This is a genomic window from Psychrobacter sp. KCTC 72983, assembly GCF_014280455.1.
In the GTDB taxonomy this organism is placed as follows: domain Bacteria; phylum Pseudomonadota; class Gammaproteobacteria; order Pseudomonadales; family Moraxellaceae; genus Psychrobacter; species Psychrobacter pacificensis.
This window is the reverse complement of record NZ_CP060390.1, coordinates 2,093,794-2,110,683: the sequence shown is the minus strand read 5'-3', so window position 1 is coordinate 2,110,683 and position 16,890 is coordinate 2,093,794. Positions and strand designations below refer to the sequence as shown.

The window sequence follows — 16,890 nt, the reverse complement described above, 5'->3', positions numbered from 1 at the left end:
TCGGCTGCCTTGTACCACTCTCAAATTGGATTAACTATATTTGGACATTATGATGAAGTATTCTTCAAATTAACATAGAGACTTAGAAAGCTAACAAAAAATGGGAGCTATAAGCTCCTATTTTTTGAGTGAAACGCCCCGACTATATCGGAGAGGGGATTGCTTGAGTCAGTCAGCTTTGTCTGACTCACTAAGACTATCATAGTATCGTCTCTCAAACTAAAAAGGCGACACATAACCCATTTTACTATGCAAACGGGTTTTGTTAAACCAATCGACCCATTCAAGGGTTGCCAGTTCAACATCGTTCCCACCAGTCCAGTTTTGCTTTAAATAATGAATCACCTCGGTTTTATACAGCCCGTTAACCGTTTCAGCCAACGCATTGTCGTATGAATCACCTTTGGTACCAACAGAGGCAATGACGCCAGAATCCGTCATCCTAGAAGTATAGAGAATGGATAAGTACTGAGTCCCGCGATCACTATGATGAATGATATCTTTGGGATGGTTTCTATCTGCTATTGCTTGGTTCAATGCCGCCATTACCATATCAGTATTCATACGATTAGAGACTTTCCAGCCCACAATAGCGCGGGCAAACACATCAATGATAAAGGCGGTATAGACCCAGCCGCACGTTGTTTTGATATAAGTAAAGTCAGCAACCCACAACTAGTTAAGACGATAAGCGCTAAAGTTGCGATTGACTAAGTCATCAGCGCGCTTTTGGTCGTCAAGGCTGTTGTTGGTAATCTTGCCTTTGCCACGCCAAACGCCTTGTAGGCCATACTGCTTCATTAATCGCTCTACGGTACACCGAGCAACCTTTAACTCGTCAGCTTTCATCTGCTGCCAGACTTTACACGCACCGTAACGGCATTTGCTGTCCTGCCAAATACGTTTAGTCTCATTAAGGTAGAAATCGTCATGCTGACTACGCAGTGAGCGTTTTTCAGGGTAGCTCTCCAAGTCTTTAGCACGCTAATAGATAGGTTTGTCTGCGTCCACCGATACTACTGCTGACATATAAAAGGGAAACCAGCTCGATGCTGGCATAACGGACAAGCCATGCTGCGCCAATAGGATCTGAGATAGGGGTATTCATTATGTGTGGCTCAATCGATTATAGATAAGCCATTTTGCGTAAAAACAATTATGAATGCAATATAATGATTATTATCACGCCTTACTGCATTAAAACGATTTTTATATGACGTTGTGATGCCTTTAGATAAAGCCCAAAGGTCACGTTGAGTCGATATTTAAAACACCTCAGCTATTAACCTGCTTTAAGACACGATAAACGGTAGCTACGCCAACACCAACCGCCTTAGCGATCTCTTCTTTTGTCATATTGTTTTGACTGGCCAATGCTTTAATACGATTGTGTTTTGCGGTATTGGCTTTCTTACCAGTGGGTTTATAGCCACTGTTGGCCAATCCTTGTTTAATGCGCTCTCTACGCTTGTCATTATCAAGCTTTGCCATGGTCGCTAATAAATCGATCAGCATATCGTTAATCACTTTTAGGATCTCACCTGTCATACCGTCACTCATCGTATGAGTGGTTGGTAGATCAGCCACCACCAATCGTAAACCCTTATCTTTAATACGCTGCTTTAGAATCGCAAAATCATCTTGAGATAGCCTGCTTAACCTATCCACGCTTTCAACCAATAAAATATCGCCTTGCTCGGCGTCCTTTAGCAACTTAGCTAATACTGGTCTATCGAGCTTTGTACCACTGAAGTGCTCAACGTAATCAACATAGCTATCACCATAGCGGCTACTGAAGGCCACCAAATCTATTAATGCTCTGGTCGCGTCTTGGTCCTTAGTGCTGGCTCTCACATAAATACGAACGGACATAATGCCCCTCTATTACTTAGACTTAATAATTGATGTTCATTGATAATAGCAAGATATTACTATCATTTAATATCAAAAAAAGTCAAATGATAGATAGGTTATCGTTTAGAGGTTTTATGTTTTGGGTGTAGTGCAATGGGAAGATAGAACTAAGACAATTAAAGAGCTGACTAAAGAACTCCAAAGTTTTGGGGATCAAAACTTGATTGTTATGATAACTAATGATGAAGGTGAAACATTTAACTCGGTAAAGTTGGTTAGCAAAGGGTTTGTAGCTAATAAAGATGATCCCGATAAATATAAGAAAGTTTATTTTGCTTTACACTTCTAAGCTTTAAGACCATCTAAGACAGTTAGTTAGTTTTTTTAATCCCTAAACCCATGAAAATCGGTTGGGGGATGATTTTTTTGCCGTGTGCAGAGAAAAGCAAGTCAAAGATTTTTTTACTAGCTGCTTTAGCGATAACCATTATTTAAGACAATCTCGCTAAAGCAGCTATGACCTAACCTTTAAATGTTAAAAGTAAAGGGTAAATTTGAAAAATTAAGGAGTTAAAATGACTTTACGACATTCTTCTTCACGCTTTTCGAAAATTTCATAACCTTTAGCAGCGTCAGACAAATTCATACGGTGAGTAATAATAGCTTCAGGTGATAAATCACCATTTTCAATATACTCTAATAATTGTGGTAAATACTTATGTACATGGGTTTGGCCCATTTTGAAAGTAAGCCCTTTATCAAAAGCGTCACCAAATAAGAAACCATGAATGGGTCCTGCATACACACCAGGAACACTAACGACCCCGCCACGACGCACAGCTGCCATACATTGACGTAAAGCTGCACCACTTGACCCTTCAATTTTCAAATTGGTCATTATTGTTTCTAGCATACTGCCCTTGGCTTCAAAGCCAATCGCATCAATAACGCCGTCAACGCCGCGATGTCCTTTGGTCTGTTCAATGATGAATTCAGCAGCATCTACCTTATCGAAATTAACCGGAATAGCCCCGTACGTATCTTTGGCATACTGCAAACGATAGTCATTATGATCTACCACGAAGATCTGCTCAGCGCCTAACATTTTGGCACAAGCGGCTGATAACAACCCCACAGGACCCGCACCATAAATAGCTACGGTTGAACCTTTAGTAATATTGGCATTAGTCACGGCCTGCCAAGCAGTTGGTAAAATATCTGATAAAAATAAAACCTTCTCATCTGACAGTGAGCCATTTACTTTGAACGGATTAAAATTACCTTTAGGAACCCGTACAAATTCTGCTTGTCCACCAGGAATCCCACCATATAAATGGCTAAAACCAAATAAAGCAGCCGGTGGCGGAATTATTTTTTTATTAATAGCAGCGCCTGGGCCTGTATTTGTAGTCTCACAAGCGGACATTAGGTCATGCTGACAGAAAAAGCAGTTACCACATGCAATAACAAAAGGAATAACAACTCTATCGCCTTTTTTGACAGCAGTGACTTCAGATCCTACTTCTTCAACCACACCCATAAACTCATGACCGAAGATATCGCCTTCCTCGGTTGCAGGTATTTTGCCACGATATAAGTGTAAATCTGAGCCACAAATTGCAGTTGCAGTCACACGTAAAATAACATCATCTTTTTCTTGCAGTTTAGGCTCTGGGACATTGTCCACTCGCACATCTTTAGCACCGTGGTAAGTTAAAGCACGCATAATTTCTCCAGTTAAGTAAAGCTTGCAAAATCTCGATAAACAATAATCTGTGATAATACAAGATGAAAATTATTAGAAACAGTGGTTTATGTTATCTAAGTTAAGTATTACTCAATTAGACTAGCACCTTGAAAAAAAAGATTTATAATCAACCTGTGTTAAAAAGGTTACGTGTTGTAAGTAAAAAATCGTAGTAGTCAACTAATTTAGGACACTAATAAAATTCAAACCTACATCGCCATTCCTTATAACCCTGAGTCGAGAACGGATAATAATTATAAGCGTTGGGGCAACTTTTATGACCGCCAAGATCTTGTAGTGGCATAATTAAATCGGCCCATGTTTAAGAGGTTATACTACCCCAAAGAGGATAATTAGTATGACGACCAAACGCCGCGCATATACCCGAGAATTCAAGTTATAGTAGAACCTCAATAAAATTGATACAGCATAGGAAACGCGCTCGATTAAATGCTACTTTTCTTGCTTGCTGTGACTGCGTCTCCAGAGGCTGCGAAAAATAACGTTGAATCTTATTGTATCGATTTTATAGTAATCTAACTATATGGTATACGATCTAAGCCTATAGATATAAACTCGTTAAGTTAAAAGCCCTGATACGTCGGATATTCAACAATTCAAAGCAATCGGCTGGCGCTCGTACCATTATCGCCATACTGTGGAATGAACATGGATTCGGTTGACGCGCTACCTAGCGTCTAAGTTTATGAAAGGCATGGGACTAATGAGCTGTCAGCTCAAGACGCATAAATACAAGCAAGCTGATCAAGAACACAAAACCCATGACAATATCTTAGATCGCAACTTTAGCCCAAAAGCGCCTAATCAAGTCTGGACAGATGATGTAACCTATGTCCGTATCAAAGGCGGTTGGTGTTACTTGGCTGTCGTTCTAGACCTGTTTGCACGGCGCGTGGTGGGCTTTAGTGTCTCAGACTCTCCTGATAGCTTTTTGACTGCCAAAGCGCTACAGATGGCGTATCAGACTAGACTCAAGCCTAATGGAGTGCTGTTTCACTCTGATCAAGGCACGCATTACACCAGCAAGCAGTTCGCTGAGTCAGTCGCAAGTTGTCACGGTATGGTTCAAAGTATGAGCCGAAAAGGAAACTGTTGGGACAACGCCCTAGCTGAACGCTTCTTTAGAAGCTTCAAGACGTAGTGGATGCTAAAGGGCGGCTACGAAGAGATTGCTGAAGCATCAAGTGCTATCATTAACTATATTTGGGGCTATTATCAAGCTGTGATACCGCACAGCTTCAACAACTCTTTAACACCATTAGAGACAGAGAGACGCTACTTTAATCAAAACCTCTTATTAGTCCTAAATTAGTTGACTACTACAGTCTATATCCAAGAAATAGGTTTAGAACGGCTTAAAAATATAATTCCCTAGTATCGACTATATTTATAAACATTTTTTATCCCCTCGTTTTGTGTACTTGTAGGTATACTTTGCGAGCGTCATTCGAGGTTTTCCATGGTTAAACAACATCGACAAGCACTGGTGGTTGAAGGCGGCGGCATGCGTGGCGCATTTAGCAGTGGTGTCTTAGACGCCTTTTTACAACAACAATTCAATCCTTTTGATCTGTGTGTGGGCGTCTCTTCAGGTTCAACTAACGTTGCTAACTATTTGGCCGCACAACAAGGCCGCACCCTGCATATTTACTTGGATCATTCCCTTCGATCTGAATTTATTCATTATGGCCGTTTCCTTAGAGGCGGTGACTTACTGGATCTAAAGTGGATGTGGGATATAGTGGAGCAAGAATATCCACTGGATCAGGCACAGTTATTTGCCAATCATGCTGAATTTTACATGGTGTTAACACATGCTATTTCAGGACAAGCAACCTACATCAAAGCGGCTAAAGACAATATTTTGGATGGATTAAGGGCATCAAGCTCTATCCCAGTGCTGACCCGCCAAGCGGTCGAGATATTTGGTGAGCCTTATTTTGATGGTGGTGTGGCAGATGCTTTGCCCGTACAGTGGGCGGCTGGGCAAGAGAGTATTGATAAGCTCATGGTCATACGTACTCGCCCGCAAAACTACGCTAAAGCAAGCAGTAAAGGCGATCAGCTATTGGCTAAATATTATACTAAGCAACGATATGGTTTTGCCCAAAGCTTGTTGACGCGAACCCAACGCTACAACGACTCGGTACAATTTTTACAGACGCCATCATCACAGAAAATTTTAGAGATTTGTCCACCCGACTTAAAAAACATGGCGAGTCGATTGTCCAAAAATAAAGCCAAAATCCGTTATAGCTATGATGTGGGACTAGAAATTGGACACAAGGCGATTGAAGATTGGCATCAGCTTTAACCTTTTTATTTTGTAAAGAAGAGATATTAAATAGAAAACACGGGCTTCAAATATAAGAAATTGGCTTAAATAATCTTAGATAACCTTTGAATCAAAAAGGTTAGTAACTAAGCTAAAATAAGATAAGTAATGATATAATGACCCGATAATTGATACTCTATGAAAGGTTTATACGATGGCTCGTACCGCTAGCGCATTGCACATTTTAGTCAAACAAAAAGAGTTGGCAGAAGATATTATGGCCAAGCTCAAAAAAGGCGCAGCATTTGATGTGCTGGCCAAACGATACTCAACCTGTCCATCAGGCAAAAAAGGCGGTCATTTAGGTGAGTTCAAAAAAGGCCAAATGGTAGGACCTTTTGATAAAATCTGCTTCAACGGTGAGCTTTTCACCCCTCATTTGGTAAAAACCAAATTTGGCTGGCATGTGGTCAAAGTGCTTTACAGAACGTAAGCGTTAGACTGTAAAAACGCAAGTCGCCGCTTTAATGACAAGACGACTGAACCATTCAATTTAGGCTTTTTTCTTAGCAAAAAAGCTTTTTATCAGGTAAAACGGTGCTTTATGTATAACAATTCCTCGACTCGTCTCAATAAATACATCAGCGAAAGTGGGATTTGTTCCAGACGCGATGCTGACCGCTTTGTTGAACAAGGTAATGTATACATCAATGGCAAGCGTGCATCGGTGGGTGATCAAGTGGCTGCTGGAGACGTAGTAAAAGTCAACGGACAGCTGATTGAGCCACGCGAGCCTGATGATTTTATTTTTATTGCCTTAAATAAGCCAGTGGGCATTGTCAGCACCACGGAAAGCTCTGAAAAAAACAACATTGTCGATTTTGTGAGACACTCGGTACGTATCTTTCCGATTGGGCGTTTGGACAAAGACTCTCAAGGATTAATTTTTTTGACCAATAATGGTGATCTGGTCAATAAAGTATTGCGTGCTGGCAATAACCACGAAAAAGAGTATCTGGTCACAGTAAATAAGCCAATCACGGATAGCTTTATTGAGGGTATGGCGAGTGGCGTGCCAATGCTGGGCAAGATGACAAAAAAATGTCCCGTTACTAAGGTAGCACCCAACGTCTTTAACATCACACTCATTCAAGGTTTGAACCGCCAAATCCGCCGTATGTGTGAGCATTTTGGTTATGAGGTCGTCAAGCTTGAGCGTACGCGGATTATGAATGTAAGCCTTAAGGGGCTTCCTGTCGGCGACTGGCGAGACCTGACACCAACAGAGCTATCGACCCTGCTTAAAGCTGTCGAAAAATCCTCGTCGCAAGACAATCATTCGGGCAAAAAATCGCGCAATGCACCACGAAAAAAACCGCGTACTGACGCTCAATCAAAGTCAAAACCCTCTGCAAAATCAGCAGGTACTGCAAAGGGGCGCAATAAGTACGCCAAGGATGATGCTAGAAAACCAGCAGGTTCTAAAGGTAGAGATGGGCGTCCGTCCAGTCGTGGCAAGAATGCTGCAGGCAATGGTAAACCTACTACAAACGGCAGACGTCCCTCAAAAGGTCGAGGGTCTAAGCGATAATAATTGTCTAATTTCATCACATCGCTGTCATAGTGATCAAAACGATGAAGATACGACACTTTAAAAGAATTAGGGCGATATCCGTTGATAGATATCGCTCTTTTTTGCTTTGTTCAATCCAGTTTATGTGCACAATCTATATACTACTGACCATCGTATCAGGTGATAAAATCGCTGCAAGTTCCTCATCACTGAGCAGCTTTTCTTGTTTGACCAGCTCCGCCACGCCTGACCCACTCAGCAACGCATTTCCTGCGATACGACTGGCGTTTTCATAACCGATATGTGGTACCAGTGCTGTCACGATACCGATACTGTTTTCGACATGCTGCGCACAGCGAGCTTTATTGGCGGTTATGCCTTGAATACAGCGCTCATCGAGCATACGAATCGACTTCTCTAGCAGGCGCGCATTGTTTAGTAGGTTATAAACAATCAGCGGCTCCATTGCATTGAGTTGCAGTTGCCCTGCTTCTGCCGCCATGGTAATCGTCATATCTTTACCCATTACCTGAAAGGCAGCTTGGGTCATGGCTTCAGGAATCACAGGGTTGACTTTACCCGGCATAATAGACGAGCCAGGTTGCATCGCTGGTAAATTAATCTCGCCCAAGCCCGTACGCGGTCCACTCGACAGTAGACGTAAATCGTTGCTCAATTTAGACAGTTTAATAGCTAGGCGTTTGAGCGCACTCGAAAACGTAATAAACGCGCCCATATCGGCACTAGCGGCGATCAAATCTTCAGAGAGCGTCACTGGCAGACCACTGATCGTCGCAAGCTCACTAATCGCTAAGCGGGCATAACCTTTGGGCGCATTGATGCCCGTACCAATCGCCGTACCGCCCAAGTTCAACTCACATAACTGTAAACAAGCATCTTCGATTCGAGCCGTTTCACTGCCTAGATCACTGGCGAAAGCGTTAAACTCTTGCCCCAACGTCATCGGTACTGCGTCTTGCAATTGAGTACGACCCATTTTTAGAATGCTGCTAAATTCTTTACCTTTGATAGCTAAGCTGTTTTGTAGCTTGATAATGGCCTCTTGCAGTGGTTTTGCCGCAAATACCATCGCCAAACGTGCCGCGCTTGGATAGACATCATTGGTCGACTGAGAGCGATTGACGTCATTGTTGGGATGGAGATGACTATACTGACCATACTCAAACCCCATCTTTTTTAAGCCAATATTGGCAATCACTTCATTGGCATTCATGTTGGTTGACGTGCCCGCCCCGCCTTGGATGAGATCAACAATAAACTGCTCATGATGCTCGCCTTGTATCAGATCGCTACACGCATCAGTGATGGCGCTAAGCTTCTCTTCACTGAGTAGACCGTGTTGATAATTGGCTTTGGCAGCAGCCGTTTTCACCATTGCCAGTGCTTTGATCAAATCAGGAAAATGGCTGATTGACACGCCGGTAATGTCAAAATTTTGCGCGGCGCGTTGGGTTTGAATACCATATAAGACAGTGGCTGGTACGGCTTGCTCACCCAATAAATCTTTTTCAATGCGAGTATGGGTTTTATTATCGGTCAGGTTATCTGTATTTTCCATATTTTTATAACTTCATAGACATAAGAGAGATTTAAGAAGTAGGCCGACAAAAATGACTCTGTTGAGTGTCTTGTCTTAACGCTACTCAATATGAGCGCCATCGTAACCGAGAATTTAGCACAAGAAAAACGCAAATATTTCGCTCTCAGCCCCAAAAATTTTGCTGCTTAATAAAAAATATGACAGATTAGGTTGTTCTATAAAAAAGAATGAGCACTTTTAAGTTAGGTTTTTGGAAAATATTTATGTGATAGGAAGGATTTTATGAGAAATTTTTTATAAGAAAGCTTATTGGTTGAAAACGTGGATTAATCGCTAATTATACGTGCCGAAAGTAAAAACCTAGCTTCAGTGACAAAGGTTTATAAGACTCTTGACTCACTTACAGCCCCAACACCTGCTTTAGAGCATTGATTTGTGGCTGTTGACGATCGGTATAACGATATGCCAGTACAACCTCGCGCACCAAACTGTTATTCCCTAAATGGTGAATTTGAACGGGCGGCGTACTTCTAATCCATAGCCCAGCATACGGAATCAAAGCCACCCCCAGCCCCGACTCCACCATCCGAACGATCGCATCCAGATCATTAATCTCCATGATCGTATTTACCTTGATGTCCTGTTGTTTAAAGAACTTGTTTATCTTTGCGCCTGCTGAGGACTGTAAGGTGTAATGGATAAAAGGATGCTGCTCAAGCGTTTGTCTGAGGCTATGAAAGGGCCATTTTTTAGGGCTAATGAGCACGTAGGGTTCGGTCATAATGGACTGCGTCACAATATCTTTTGGCAAGGCAAATGCTGGCTGTATGGTAATTGCCGCATCTATCTCCCCAACTTCTAGTTTCTCAAATAACTCTACGGCACGCCCGGGGACAATTTCTGTCTGCATTAAGGGGGCAAGTAACGTAATCGCCTTTAGTGCCTCTGGCAAGATACCCACTTGCACGGAATTGATCGAGCCAATCCTAAGCTGCCCGTAATAGCTGGCAATATCGGTATCTGAGGACAACTGCATTGTTGAATAAAGCGCCAAAATCTCTTTGGCGATCGGTAATACGCGCGTGCCTTGCGGATTGAGCGTAATGGCACGAGCAGAGCGGGTAAATAAAGATAACCCTAGATTGTCTTCCAAGGTTTTTATTTGGGCGCTGACCGCAGACTGGGTCAAGTTGATGTGCCGAGCAGCGGCAGCAAAACTGTCTAGCTCGCAAACGGCCACAAAGGTTTTAAGCTCTCTTATCATTGATATCACCACACTTATATATTACGTCTTATGCTTGAATACACGCGTTACGTCTATTAAGCTCATTCATTTCAAAGACGATGGCTTTCTGTCCAAAATAGCTCATTAAGCCTTCGCCGTGACTCTCAAGGCCTACTAATTGACCTCTGTTTACTTTTCTTTTATATTTTAAGACGATACATAATGTATCATTTTATTTGAGTTAAATAAGCCTTTATCTCTACGTGATTACCCTATCACTATACTTTTCTCATCACTTTTTTTCATCGTTGGACGGGTGATATTGAGTTCATGCTAAGGATAGCTATTATGAACAACCGTCTATCAGATTTTTCGTGGAGCAGGAGTTACCATCCAAAAACCACTATGAAAAGCATGGACTGTTAAGGGCCTAATTCTATCACCCAAATAAAGATTACAAAAACAGCCCATCGTTTTCATCGATGGATCAATACCTTTTTATAAAATGTCTTTTTATAAGAAGAATAATGAGCCGCAACCATTATAGTTCACCGCCTATTTTCCATGGAAGGAAATCAAAATCATGAGCATTTTTGCTATAGTCAATCAATATTAAAAGTGGTACAAGGCAGACGAGTGCAAGTACTACAGTAGTAGGCTAAACGAGTTTAACGCTGTAACACTTTAATAGTGGTTCGACTATATTTTGTTGTCTTTGTCCCTCTTAATGTATTTTGCCTATCGAGGCGTCAGCGTCTTAGTTTTGGCACCCCTACTCGCTATCTTGGCAGTGGTATTAAGTGGACAGAGCAGCTAAACGATGGGGATCTATACTGAAGTCTTTATGCAAGGTCTTGGCGGCTTTGCGGTCAAATACTTCCCCCTATTTATCTTGGGGGCTATTTTTGGCAAATTGATGGAAGATTCTGGTTACGCCTATAGCATCGCCCGCAATTCTTAACGCACTAGAAAATTACTGGTTGTTATAGTGATGTAATAATAGAAGGTCTAGGATGGTTAGCAGATGTCATTGCTAAAAAATTCGATTATAGTAGATATTCCTTATAATAACTGCTACTTACAGTAGACTTCTTGCATAAGTCATCGTCAGCCCTTGTAACTCCGTCAGTGGAAGTCAATGAACTGGTACTTTTGCAAGAGATCTAGTAGCTACTATCTAGTAGCTACTAATAGTATTCATCCAAATAGACTGAGGGATTAAATCATGAAAACATTAGGATTATGTATTGCCGCAGGACTGGGCTTAAGCGCTTGTGCGAGCGGTGGAACGATGGGTAACACCAACCCAAACAACATAGTGACCGAGTACCCTGTTGAGACCGCCATGCTCAATATCTATACCAAACAACGTAGTGAAAATTTGGTTGCCACTATCGGCAATCAAACGGCCTCAGCAGATATTCAAGTCACGCCTAAAGGCAACATGGTTTTCAATAATAAAAAGGTACAAGGTACTGAGATCAACACGATCAATAAAGTGAACAATCAAATCACTAACCATTCAGTCGCTATCAATTACTTCACCTTGAACCCTTTGGTATTTCACGGTTTTACAGACAGCACAGGCAAATACTCAGTCTCAAATCAAACGACCACTATCCCCAAAATGGCGACGGTGGGCGACTCAAACAAATTGATTACTGAAAATGTCTATACGGACAGTCGTATGCGCCAAAAAATCGGCACCTATAACCAAAACTGGTCCCTGACGCGAGACAGCAATCAGACCGCATGGTTCTGTATCGAAACCTCAGACAACATGCTTACTGGTGGCACCTCTGAAGGCAGCTCAAAAGAATGCTACAAAATCAATGCCAAAGGCGACATACTTGCGAGCAAAGTCACTATCGCACCGCCAGCTGGTAATGGCGGACAGACGATTACGTTTAACAGCAAGTAAGCTGCTCAATGATGAATAGGCCATTTCTTTAATCGGTCATTCATAGATCCTAGATTCGAAATAAAAATAAAACCGATATAAAAAAGGAGCCGAATCATCGGCTCCTTTTTTATAGCTTATTGAGCATAACTTAACCACTGCCCTCGCTAATGGTGAAATGGCCAATGGTTAAATAATATTGACCTCATAACTAAATTTTTCTGCCAATCCATAAGACTCTCTATATTCGATAGGGTCCCCTTCTAGGTTTTTAGCAACGCGGCATACTTTCACTAAGTTTTCTTGCTTGGTATTGTCCAGATAAGGGTCTATATGATTGGAGATAAAAAACAGCATTTCTACGGCAGATGAGACAAACTGACCACACTTTTTGTAATAAAAAGGATAAAGAAGATTTTCAAAGTCTTCAGGTTCAAGACCAACAAAGTCTTCGTAACGGCTTTTGGGTAACCAGATTTTTTCGCTCAAAATCACTCTGTCTTCGACAATGCGCACACGTTCTATATAGATCAGTGCGGCGTTTTTATCGATCTTTAATGCTTCATTGACCGTCTTAACCGCGTCTATCACCGTGATATTTTTTATCACGCCCGTCGGTACGACATAAGAGGCATCTTTATCGCGGTATTTGAAAAACCTTAATAACGAGCCCTCAAAGTTGGGCCTTTTTAAAAAAGTACCACGACCTTGCTGCTTTATCAAAACGCCGTCATCCACCAGTTTTTCGACCGCTTTGCGCACAGTGCCCACCGATACTTGGTACTTATCTGCAAACTCCTGTTCTGTCGGTAAGGGAGTTTTTTCATCCCATTTATTTTCTGTCAATAGCGTTTGTATATGCCACCGTACTTGCTCATACCGTGGCATGTTAAATTTTTTAAAATTATCCATAATTTTTTCACCAAAATAGGAAGATTTTATTAATACGCCCAATCATGTTCATAAGAAATAAAATATCTCTGACACTCTATCTTAAGCCCTTACCAAACTTTATACACATCATTTTGATATTAAAGTCTATCTAGATTTTTTGGTCAATCTCACCTAATTAACGGCTCCTTTTTTGCTATTATTCTATTGAATTATATACACTTAAAAAGCTAATAAGATTTTTTAGCCTACAAAGCTATTCGTCAACATTATCACAATGTTCTTCAATCTAAAACATATATATGTATTTAGATTTTTAGATTTTATACCGTCAAGACCGAGGAGCGAATATGACCCTATATCTTATAGCGGCCATAGTAATTTCTATTGTGTTGGGTTACACCACTAAAATCAATATCGGCTTGTTTGCTATCGTGTTCGCGTATCTGATTGGCTGTTTTGGTATGCAGCTAAGCGCTTACGAGGTTATTAAATTGTGGCCTCTAAAGATTTTCTTTGTGATTTTTGCTGTGACGCTCTTCTATAACTTCTCTTTAGCCAATGGCGCTTTGGAAAAACTGTGTGAACATTTGATATATAAGTGTCGGCATTTTCCAGCGTTTTTGCCATTGGCGATTTTTTTTGCTGCGACAATTGTAGCAGCTTTAGGAGCCGGTTATTACACGGTTCTTGCCACGATGGCACCGATGATTTTGTTGTTATCTAAAAGAACCAACTTAAATATCATCATTGCAACGTTATCCGTGAATTACGGGGCGCTGGCAGGTGCCAATTTTATCACTTCACAGAGCGGCGTTATTTTCAGAGAGCTTATGAGCGGTGCTGGCGTTGCCAATGACAATACCTTTACGTATGGCTTAGGCATATTTGCTGCGACCTTTTTGATGCCGATTGTCTTGTTAGGAAGCTATAGCTTTATCAATGCCAAGACCAGCAAGATCGCCATTCAAACCGTTGTTCCAGCGCCTTTTGACACCAAACAAAAAAAATCCATCATGCTAATTTTTATGATGATGGCGATTGTATTGGTTGTGCCTATCTCAAACCTACTTGCACCGAATGTAGATGCCATTGAGTTTTTGAACGCTCGAATTGATATTGGTTTTATCGCCATTTTCTTTGCTTTAATGAGCTTGTTTTTGAAGCTGGGTGATGAAAAAACCGTGATTGCGTTGATACCATGGAATACGCTTATTATGATCTGCGGTGTGGGTATGTTAATCAGCCTAGGTGTGGAGGTGGGTGTCATTTATGAGCTGACAGAGTGGCTCGGTACCAACGTTCCTATTTGGATGATACCATTTTTGGTGTTTATTATTAGTGCAATTATGTCGATATTTGCTAGTACGCTTGGTGTTGTTGCGCCTACGCTATTTCCGATGGTGCCTGCGTTGGCAGTGGCTTCTGGTTTGAGTCCTTTTTTCTTGTTTATCTGTATCGTGATCGGCGCTCAAAGCTCGTCCATCTCTCCCTTCTCTTCAGGAGGTAGCCTGATACTGGGTGCCGCTCAAGTGCATATCGACAAAAACAAGCTATTGCATACGCTACTGTTTAAAGCAGTGCCTTTGGACATTGTCGTTGGCTTGATCGCCATTTTATTTATTCAGATGATATTTTGAGCACAATAAAAAAAACATATGTAATGTAAATAATGATACTTTGTTCAGTTTTATACTTATAAGACAATCTTTACAAGCCGTATTGATAGACAAAAAACATCGCACCTATTGGCAGTGACCGTCGACATTTTTGCCTATCAACCACTGAGCAAACACTGATTCCGCCTCCCTATTGCCTGTCTCATAATAAGAAATTGCCCTCAGATAAAGGCATCCTCTGTTTCATTTTAAGAGCGATTTCTTGTTTTATAGCGGTTGCTATTAATCACTCTCATCATGCGTTATTCATAAGCATTTGTTTTTACTGTCATTATAAAACCTCATTTTAGATTAGGGCTGGTCCTATATTTATCTAATACCGACATAGCAAGCTTGGGTTTTTACAAAGTCCATCCCGCTACTGATTTCAAAAAATTCATATATACATACATATGTTTCTTGTTATTTCTAAATTATTCTGTTACTTTTGCAAAGTGAACAAAAAGACTACTGTTGTAAAGGTTGGTAACATTATTGGTCTACTTCCAACTTTTTGTATAGTCACCCTATCCTTTCAATCAAAATTTTATTGATTTTTACTGAAAAAATACACACAAGGAGTGTCGTGTGAAAAAACTATCCTATCTAGCGCTTGGTCTCTCTGTCCTTACCTTGACAGCGTGTAACAATGCTAACGAAACTGCGAGCGCAGGTGCAGATGAATTTGCAGGTCCTTCACGTCCAGAATGTATCGCTCCAGCAAAACCAGGTGGCGGCTTTGACTTGACCTGTAAGCTTGCTCAGTCAGGTCTAAGAGACACGGGTATATTGACAGACCCAATGCGCGTCACTTATATGCCAGGCGGCGTCGGTGCAGTGGCATATAACAAAATTGTCGCCAATGACCGTGCTAACGAAGACGCTATTATCGCGTTCTCAACGGGATCAATCCTGAACTTATCACAAGGTAAATTTGGTAAATTCACCGAAAAAGACGTGAAATGGCTCGCCGCCGTTGGTACCGATTATGGTGCTATCGCTGTCAATGCTGACTCGCCAATCAAAGATCTAGCAGGATTGGTCGCTGAGCTTAAGACGAATCCAAAAGCAATCAGTTTCGCCGCCGGTGGTAGTGTTGGTGGTCAGGACTGGATGCAAACTGCCATTTTGGCAAAAGCCGTTGGTGTTAATCCTAACGACATGACTTATGTTGCGATGGAAGGCGGCGGTGAGGCCATCACCGCAGTCATGGGCAACCATGTCACTGTTGTGAGTGCTGGTATTGCTGAGATTATGCCACAAGCTACTGCTGGCAAACTACGTGTATTGGCCGTATTTGCCGATGAAAGACTGGGCGGCTCTATGGCTGATATCCCTACTGCAGTAGAGCAAGGCTATGATGTGACTTGGCCTGTCGTTCGTGGTTACTACATGGGTCCAGATGTTAGTCCTGCCGCTTACGACTGGTGGAAAGCGTCATTTGACAAGATGCTTGCTGATCCAAAATTTGCCGAATTGCGTGAACAGCAAGAGCTACTACCTTTCTCTATGACTGGCGAAGAGCTTGAGCAGTATGTCTATAAGCGTACTGGAGAGTTACGTGAGTTGTCTTCTGAGTACGGTCTTACGGGTGCTACCGCTAAATAGTCTCATCCAGACCATATCCCCTTAATGATTGAATACTAAAACTTCATGGTATTTATCGAAGGTTGACAGATGAGACATCTATCAACCTTTTTATTTTAGAATTTAAGGAGTACTTCTATGACAATGGAACGTGCGTTCTCTGGATTGATGGCACTGTTTAGCTTATTTTTGGTCTACTTAGCTATTGGTTACGTCGCTCCCATTGCCTATGATCCTATCGGTCCTCGGCCCTATCCTATTTTAATTTTTTCATTGATGGCGTTTTTGACCTTGGTGATCGCCTTTCGTCCACCGCGATTCACCAAACCTATTAATTTAGGGTACAACAAGATCGTTATTAGAAACCTTGTTTTATGTGTCAGCGCATTATTGATTTATAGTTTGATTTTTGAGCCCCTAGGTTTTGTTGTTGCTACCACCCTGATGTGTTTTGCGGTTGGTCTACTGTTTGCCGGCAATCCTATTAAATGCCTTATCTTTTCAGTTGTGATCAGTATCGCCCTGTATGTCCTATTTGACATGGCTTTGGATGTGATTCTGCCACTTGGAATATTATCAGGAATAATGGGATAGCTAT

Annotated in this window: 15 protein-coding genes and 2 pseudogenes; 10 read left to right on the top strand and 7 right to left on the bottom strand. The window is 41.6% G+C overall.

What is annotated here, in order from left to right:
• Positions 1–219 precede the first annotated feature (219 nt).
• The 3 genes and pseudogenes from PSBA01_RS13280 to PSBA01_RS09140 all read right to left on the bottom strand — a co-directional run.
• A pseudogene (locus PSBA01_RS13280) lies at positions 220–984 on the bottom strand (IS3 family transposase); the annotation flags it as partial.
• Complete coding sequence (locus PSBA01_RS13395; RefSeq protein WP_267448022.1) at positions 977–1,108, bottom strand: hypothetical protein; 132 nt, start codon at positions 1,106–1,108, stop codon at positions 977–979. The gene PSBA01_RS13395 and the pseudogene PSBA01_RS13280, both read right to left, overlap by 8 nt.
• 167 nt (positions 1,109–1,275) lie before the next feature.
• Positions 1,276–1,872, bottom strand: a complete 597-nt coding sequence (locus PSBA01_RS09140; RefSeq protein ID WP_186474034.1) for a recombinase family protein — start codon at positions 1,870–1,872, stop codon at positions 1,276–1,278.
• A 130-nt stretch (positions 1,873–2,002) separates the two neighbouring features.
• On the opposite strand from PSBA01_RS09140, the gene PSBA01_RS09135 reads away from it, so the two are divergent.
• Positions 2,003–2,203, top strand: a complete 201-nt coding sequence (locus PSBA01_RS09135; protein WP_222436693.1) for a hypothetical protein — start codon at positions 2,003–2,005, stop codon at positions 2,201–2,203.
• 213 nt (positions 2,204–2,416) lie between these two features.
• Here PSBA01_RS09135 and PSBA01_RS09130 read toward each other — a convergent pair whose 3' ends face one another.
• A complete protein-coding gene (locus tag PSBA01_RS09130; protein ID WP_186474031.1) occupies positions 2,417–3,580 on the bottom strand; it encodes a zinc-dependent alcohol dehydrogenase in 1,164 nt (387 codons plus the stop codon).
• Between the two features lie 745 nt (positions 3,581–4,325).
• Here PSBA01_RS09130 and PSBA01_RS09125 point away from each other — a divergent pair.
• The 4 genes from PSBA01_RS09125 (at position 4,326) to rluF (ending at position 7,488) form a co-directional block, all read left to right on the top strand.
• Positions 4,326–4,763 (top strand): IS3 family transposase, encoded by a 438-nt coding sequence (locus tag PSBA01_RS09125; RefSeq protein ID WP_186474030.1) that lies wholly within the window; start codon positions 4,326–4,328, stop codon positions 4,761–4,763.
• A gap of 318 nt (positions 4,764–5,081) precedes the next feature.
• Positions 5,082–5,936 carry a patatin-like phospholipase family protein gene (locus PSBA01_RS09120; protein ID WP_093068575.1) on the top strand — a complete coding sequence of 285 codons (855 nt, stop codon included), beginning with the start codon at positions 5,082–5,084 and terminating at the stop codon, positions 5,934–5,936.
• A 175-nt stretch (positions 5,937–6,111) separates the two neighbouring features.
• Positions 6,112–6,390: a peptidylprolyl isomerase gene (locus PSBA01_RS09115; RefSeq protein WP_093068572.1), complete on the top strand. Its 279-nt coding sequence runs from the start codon at positions 6,112–6,114 to the stop codon at positions 6,388–6,390.
• Positions 6,391–6,501: 111 nt separating this feature from the next.
• Positions 6,502–7,488 carry a 23S rRNA pseudouridine(2604) synthase RluF gene (gene rluF, locus PSBA01_RS09110; protein ID WP_186474029.1) on the top strand — a complete coding sequence of 329 codons (987 nt, stop codon included), beginning with the start codon at positions 6,502–6,504 and terminating at the stop codon, positions 7,486–7,488.
• Between the two features lie 136 nt (positions 7,489–7,624).
• Here rluF and PSBA01_RS09105 read toward each other — a convergent pair whose 3' ends face one another.
• Both PSBA01_RS09105 and PSBA01_RS09100 read right to left on the bottom strand, forming a co-directional pair.
• The gene (locus tag PSBA01_RS09105) at positions 7,625–9,049 is read right to left on the bottom strand and encodes an aspartate ammonia-lyase (protein ID WP_186474028.1); all 1,425 of its coding nucleotides are present in this window, start codon (positions 9,047–9,049) and stop codon (positions 7,625–7,627) included.
• A gap of 382 nt (positions 9,050–9,431) precedes the next feature.
• A complete protein-coding gene (locus PSBA01_RS09100) occupies positions 9,432–10,295 on the bottom strand; it encodes a LysR substrate-binding domain-containing protein (protein ID WP_186474027.1) in 864 nt (287 codons plus the stop codon).
• 688 nt (positions 10,296–10,983) lie between these two features.
• Here PSBA01_RS09100 and PSBA01_RS09095 point away from each other — a divergent pair.
• Positions 10,984–11,205: pseudogene (locus tag PSBA01_RS09095) on the top strand (GntP family permease); the annotation flags it as partial.
• 276 nt (positions 11,206–11,481) lie between these two features.
• A complete protein-coding gene (locus PSBA01_RS09090) occupies positions 11,482–12,177 on the top strand; it encodes a hypothetical protein (RefSeq protein WP_186474026.1) in 696 nt (231 codons plus the stop codon).
• Between the two features lie 168 nt (positions 12,178–12,345).
• Here the strand turns inward: PSBA01_RS09090 and PSBA01_RS09085 are convergent, their stop codons facing one another.
• Positions 12,346–13,068, bottom strand: coding sequence for a GntR family transcriptional regulator (locus PSBA01_RS09085; protein ID WP_414706362.1), 723 nt, complete (start codon positions 13,066–13,068; stop codon positions 12,346–12,348).
• A gap of 329 nt (positions 13,069–13,397) precedes the next feature.
• Here PSBA01_RS09085 and PSBA01_RS09080 point away from each other — a divergent pair, with 329 nt between their 5' ends.
• From PSBA01_RS09080 to PSBA01_RS09070, 3 genes are all read left to right on the top strand, one after another.
• Positions 13,398–14,687 (top strand): SLC13 family permease, encoded by a 1,290-nt coding sequence (locus PSBA01_RS09080; protein WP_186474024.1) that lies wholly within the window; start codon positions 13,398–13,400, stop codon positions 14,685–14,687.
• Between the two features lie 606 nt (positions 14,688–15,293).
• Positions 15,294–16,313 (top strand): Bug family tripartite tricarboxylate transporter substrate binding protein, encoded by a 1,020-nt coding sequence (locus PSBA01_RS09075; protein ID WP_186474022.1) that lies wholly within the window; start codon positions 15,294–15,296, stop codon positions 16,311–16,313.
• A 117-nt stretch (positions 16,314–16,430) separates the two neighbouring features.
• Positions 16,431–16,886, top strand: coding sequence for a tripartite tricarboxylate transporter TctB family protein (locus PSBA01_RS09070; protein WP_186474020.1), 456 nt, complete (start codon positions 16,431–16,433; stop codon positions 16,884–16,886).
• The last annotated feature ends 4 nt before the right edge of the window (positions 16,887–16,890 follow it).

What these genes read in the sequence shown, in the direction of transcription:
- PSBA01_RS13395 (WP_267448022.1), bottom strand. Translation starts at nt 1,108, where the DNA reads ATGAATACCCCTATCTCAGATCCTATTGGCGCAGCATGGCTTGTCCGT.
- PSBA01_RS09140 (WP_186474034.1), bottom strand. Translation starts at nt 1,872, where the DNA reads ATGTCCGTTCGTATTTATGTGAGAGCCAGCACTAAGGACCAAGACGCG.
- PSBA01_RS09130 (WP_186474031.1), bottom strand. Translation starts at nt 3,580, where the DNA reads ATGCGTGCTTTAACTTACCACGGTGCTAAAGATGTGCGAGTGGACAAT.
- PSBA01_RS09125 (WP_186474030.1), top strand. Translation starts at nt 4,326, where the DNA reads ATGAGCTGTCAGCTCAAGACGCATAAATACAAGCAAGCTGATCAAGAA.
- PSBA01_RS09120 (WP_093068575.1), top strand. Translation starts at nt 5,082, where the DNA reads ATGGTTAAACAACATCGACAAGCACTGGTGGTTGAAGGCGGCGGCATG.
- PSBA01_RS09115 (WP_093068572.1), top strand. Translation starts at nt 6,112, where the DNA reads ATGGCTCGTACCGCTAGCGCATTGCACATTTTAGTCAAACAAAAAGAG.
- rluF (WP_186474029.1), top strand. Translation starts at nt 6,502, where the DNA reads ATGTATAACAATTCCTCGACTCGTCTCAATAAATACATCAGCGAAAGT.
- PSBA01_RS09105 (WP_186474028.1), bottom strand. Translation starts at nt 9,049, where the DNA reads ATGGAAAATACAGATAACCTGACCGATAATAAAACCCATACTCGCATT.
- PSBA01_RS09100 (WP_186474027.1), bottom strand. Translation starts at nt 10,295, where the DNA reads ATGATAAGAGAGCTTAAAACCTTTGTGGCCGTTTGCGAGCTAGACAGT.
- PSBA01_RS09090 (WP_186474026.1), top strand. Translation starts at nt 11,482, where the DNA reads ATGAAAACATTAGGATTATGTATTGCCGCAGGACTGGGCTTAAGCGCT.
- PSBA01_RS09085 (WP_414706362.1), bottom strand. Translation starts at nt 13,068, where the DNA reads ATGGATAATTTTAAAAAATTTAACATGCCACGGTATGAGCAAGTACGG.
- PSBA01_RS09080 (WP_186474024.1), top strand. Translation starts at nt 13,398, where the DNA reads ATGACCCTATATCTTATAGCGGCCATAGTAATTTCTATTGTGTTGGGT.
- PSBA01_RS09070 (WP_186474020.1), top strand. Translation starts at nt 16,431, where the DNA reads ATGACAATGGAACGTGCGTTCTCTGGATTGATGGCACTGTTTAGCTTA.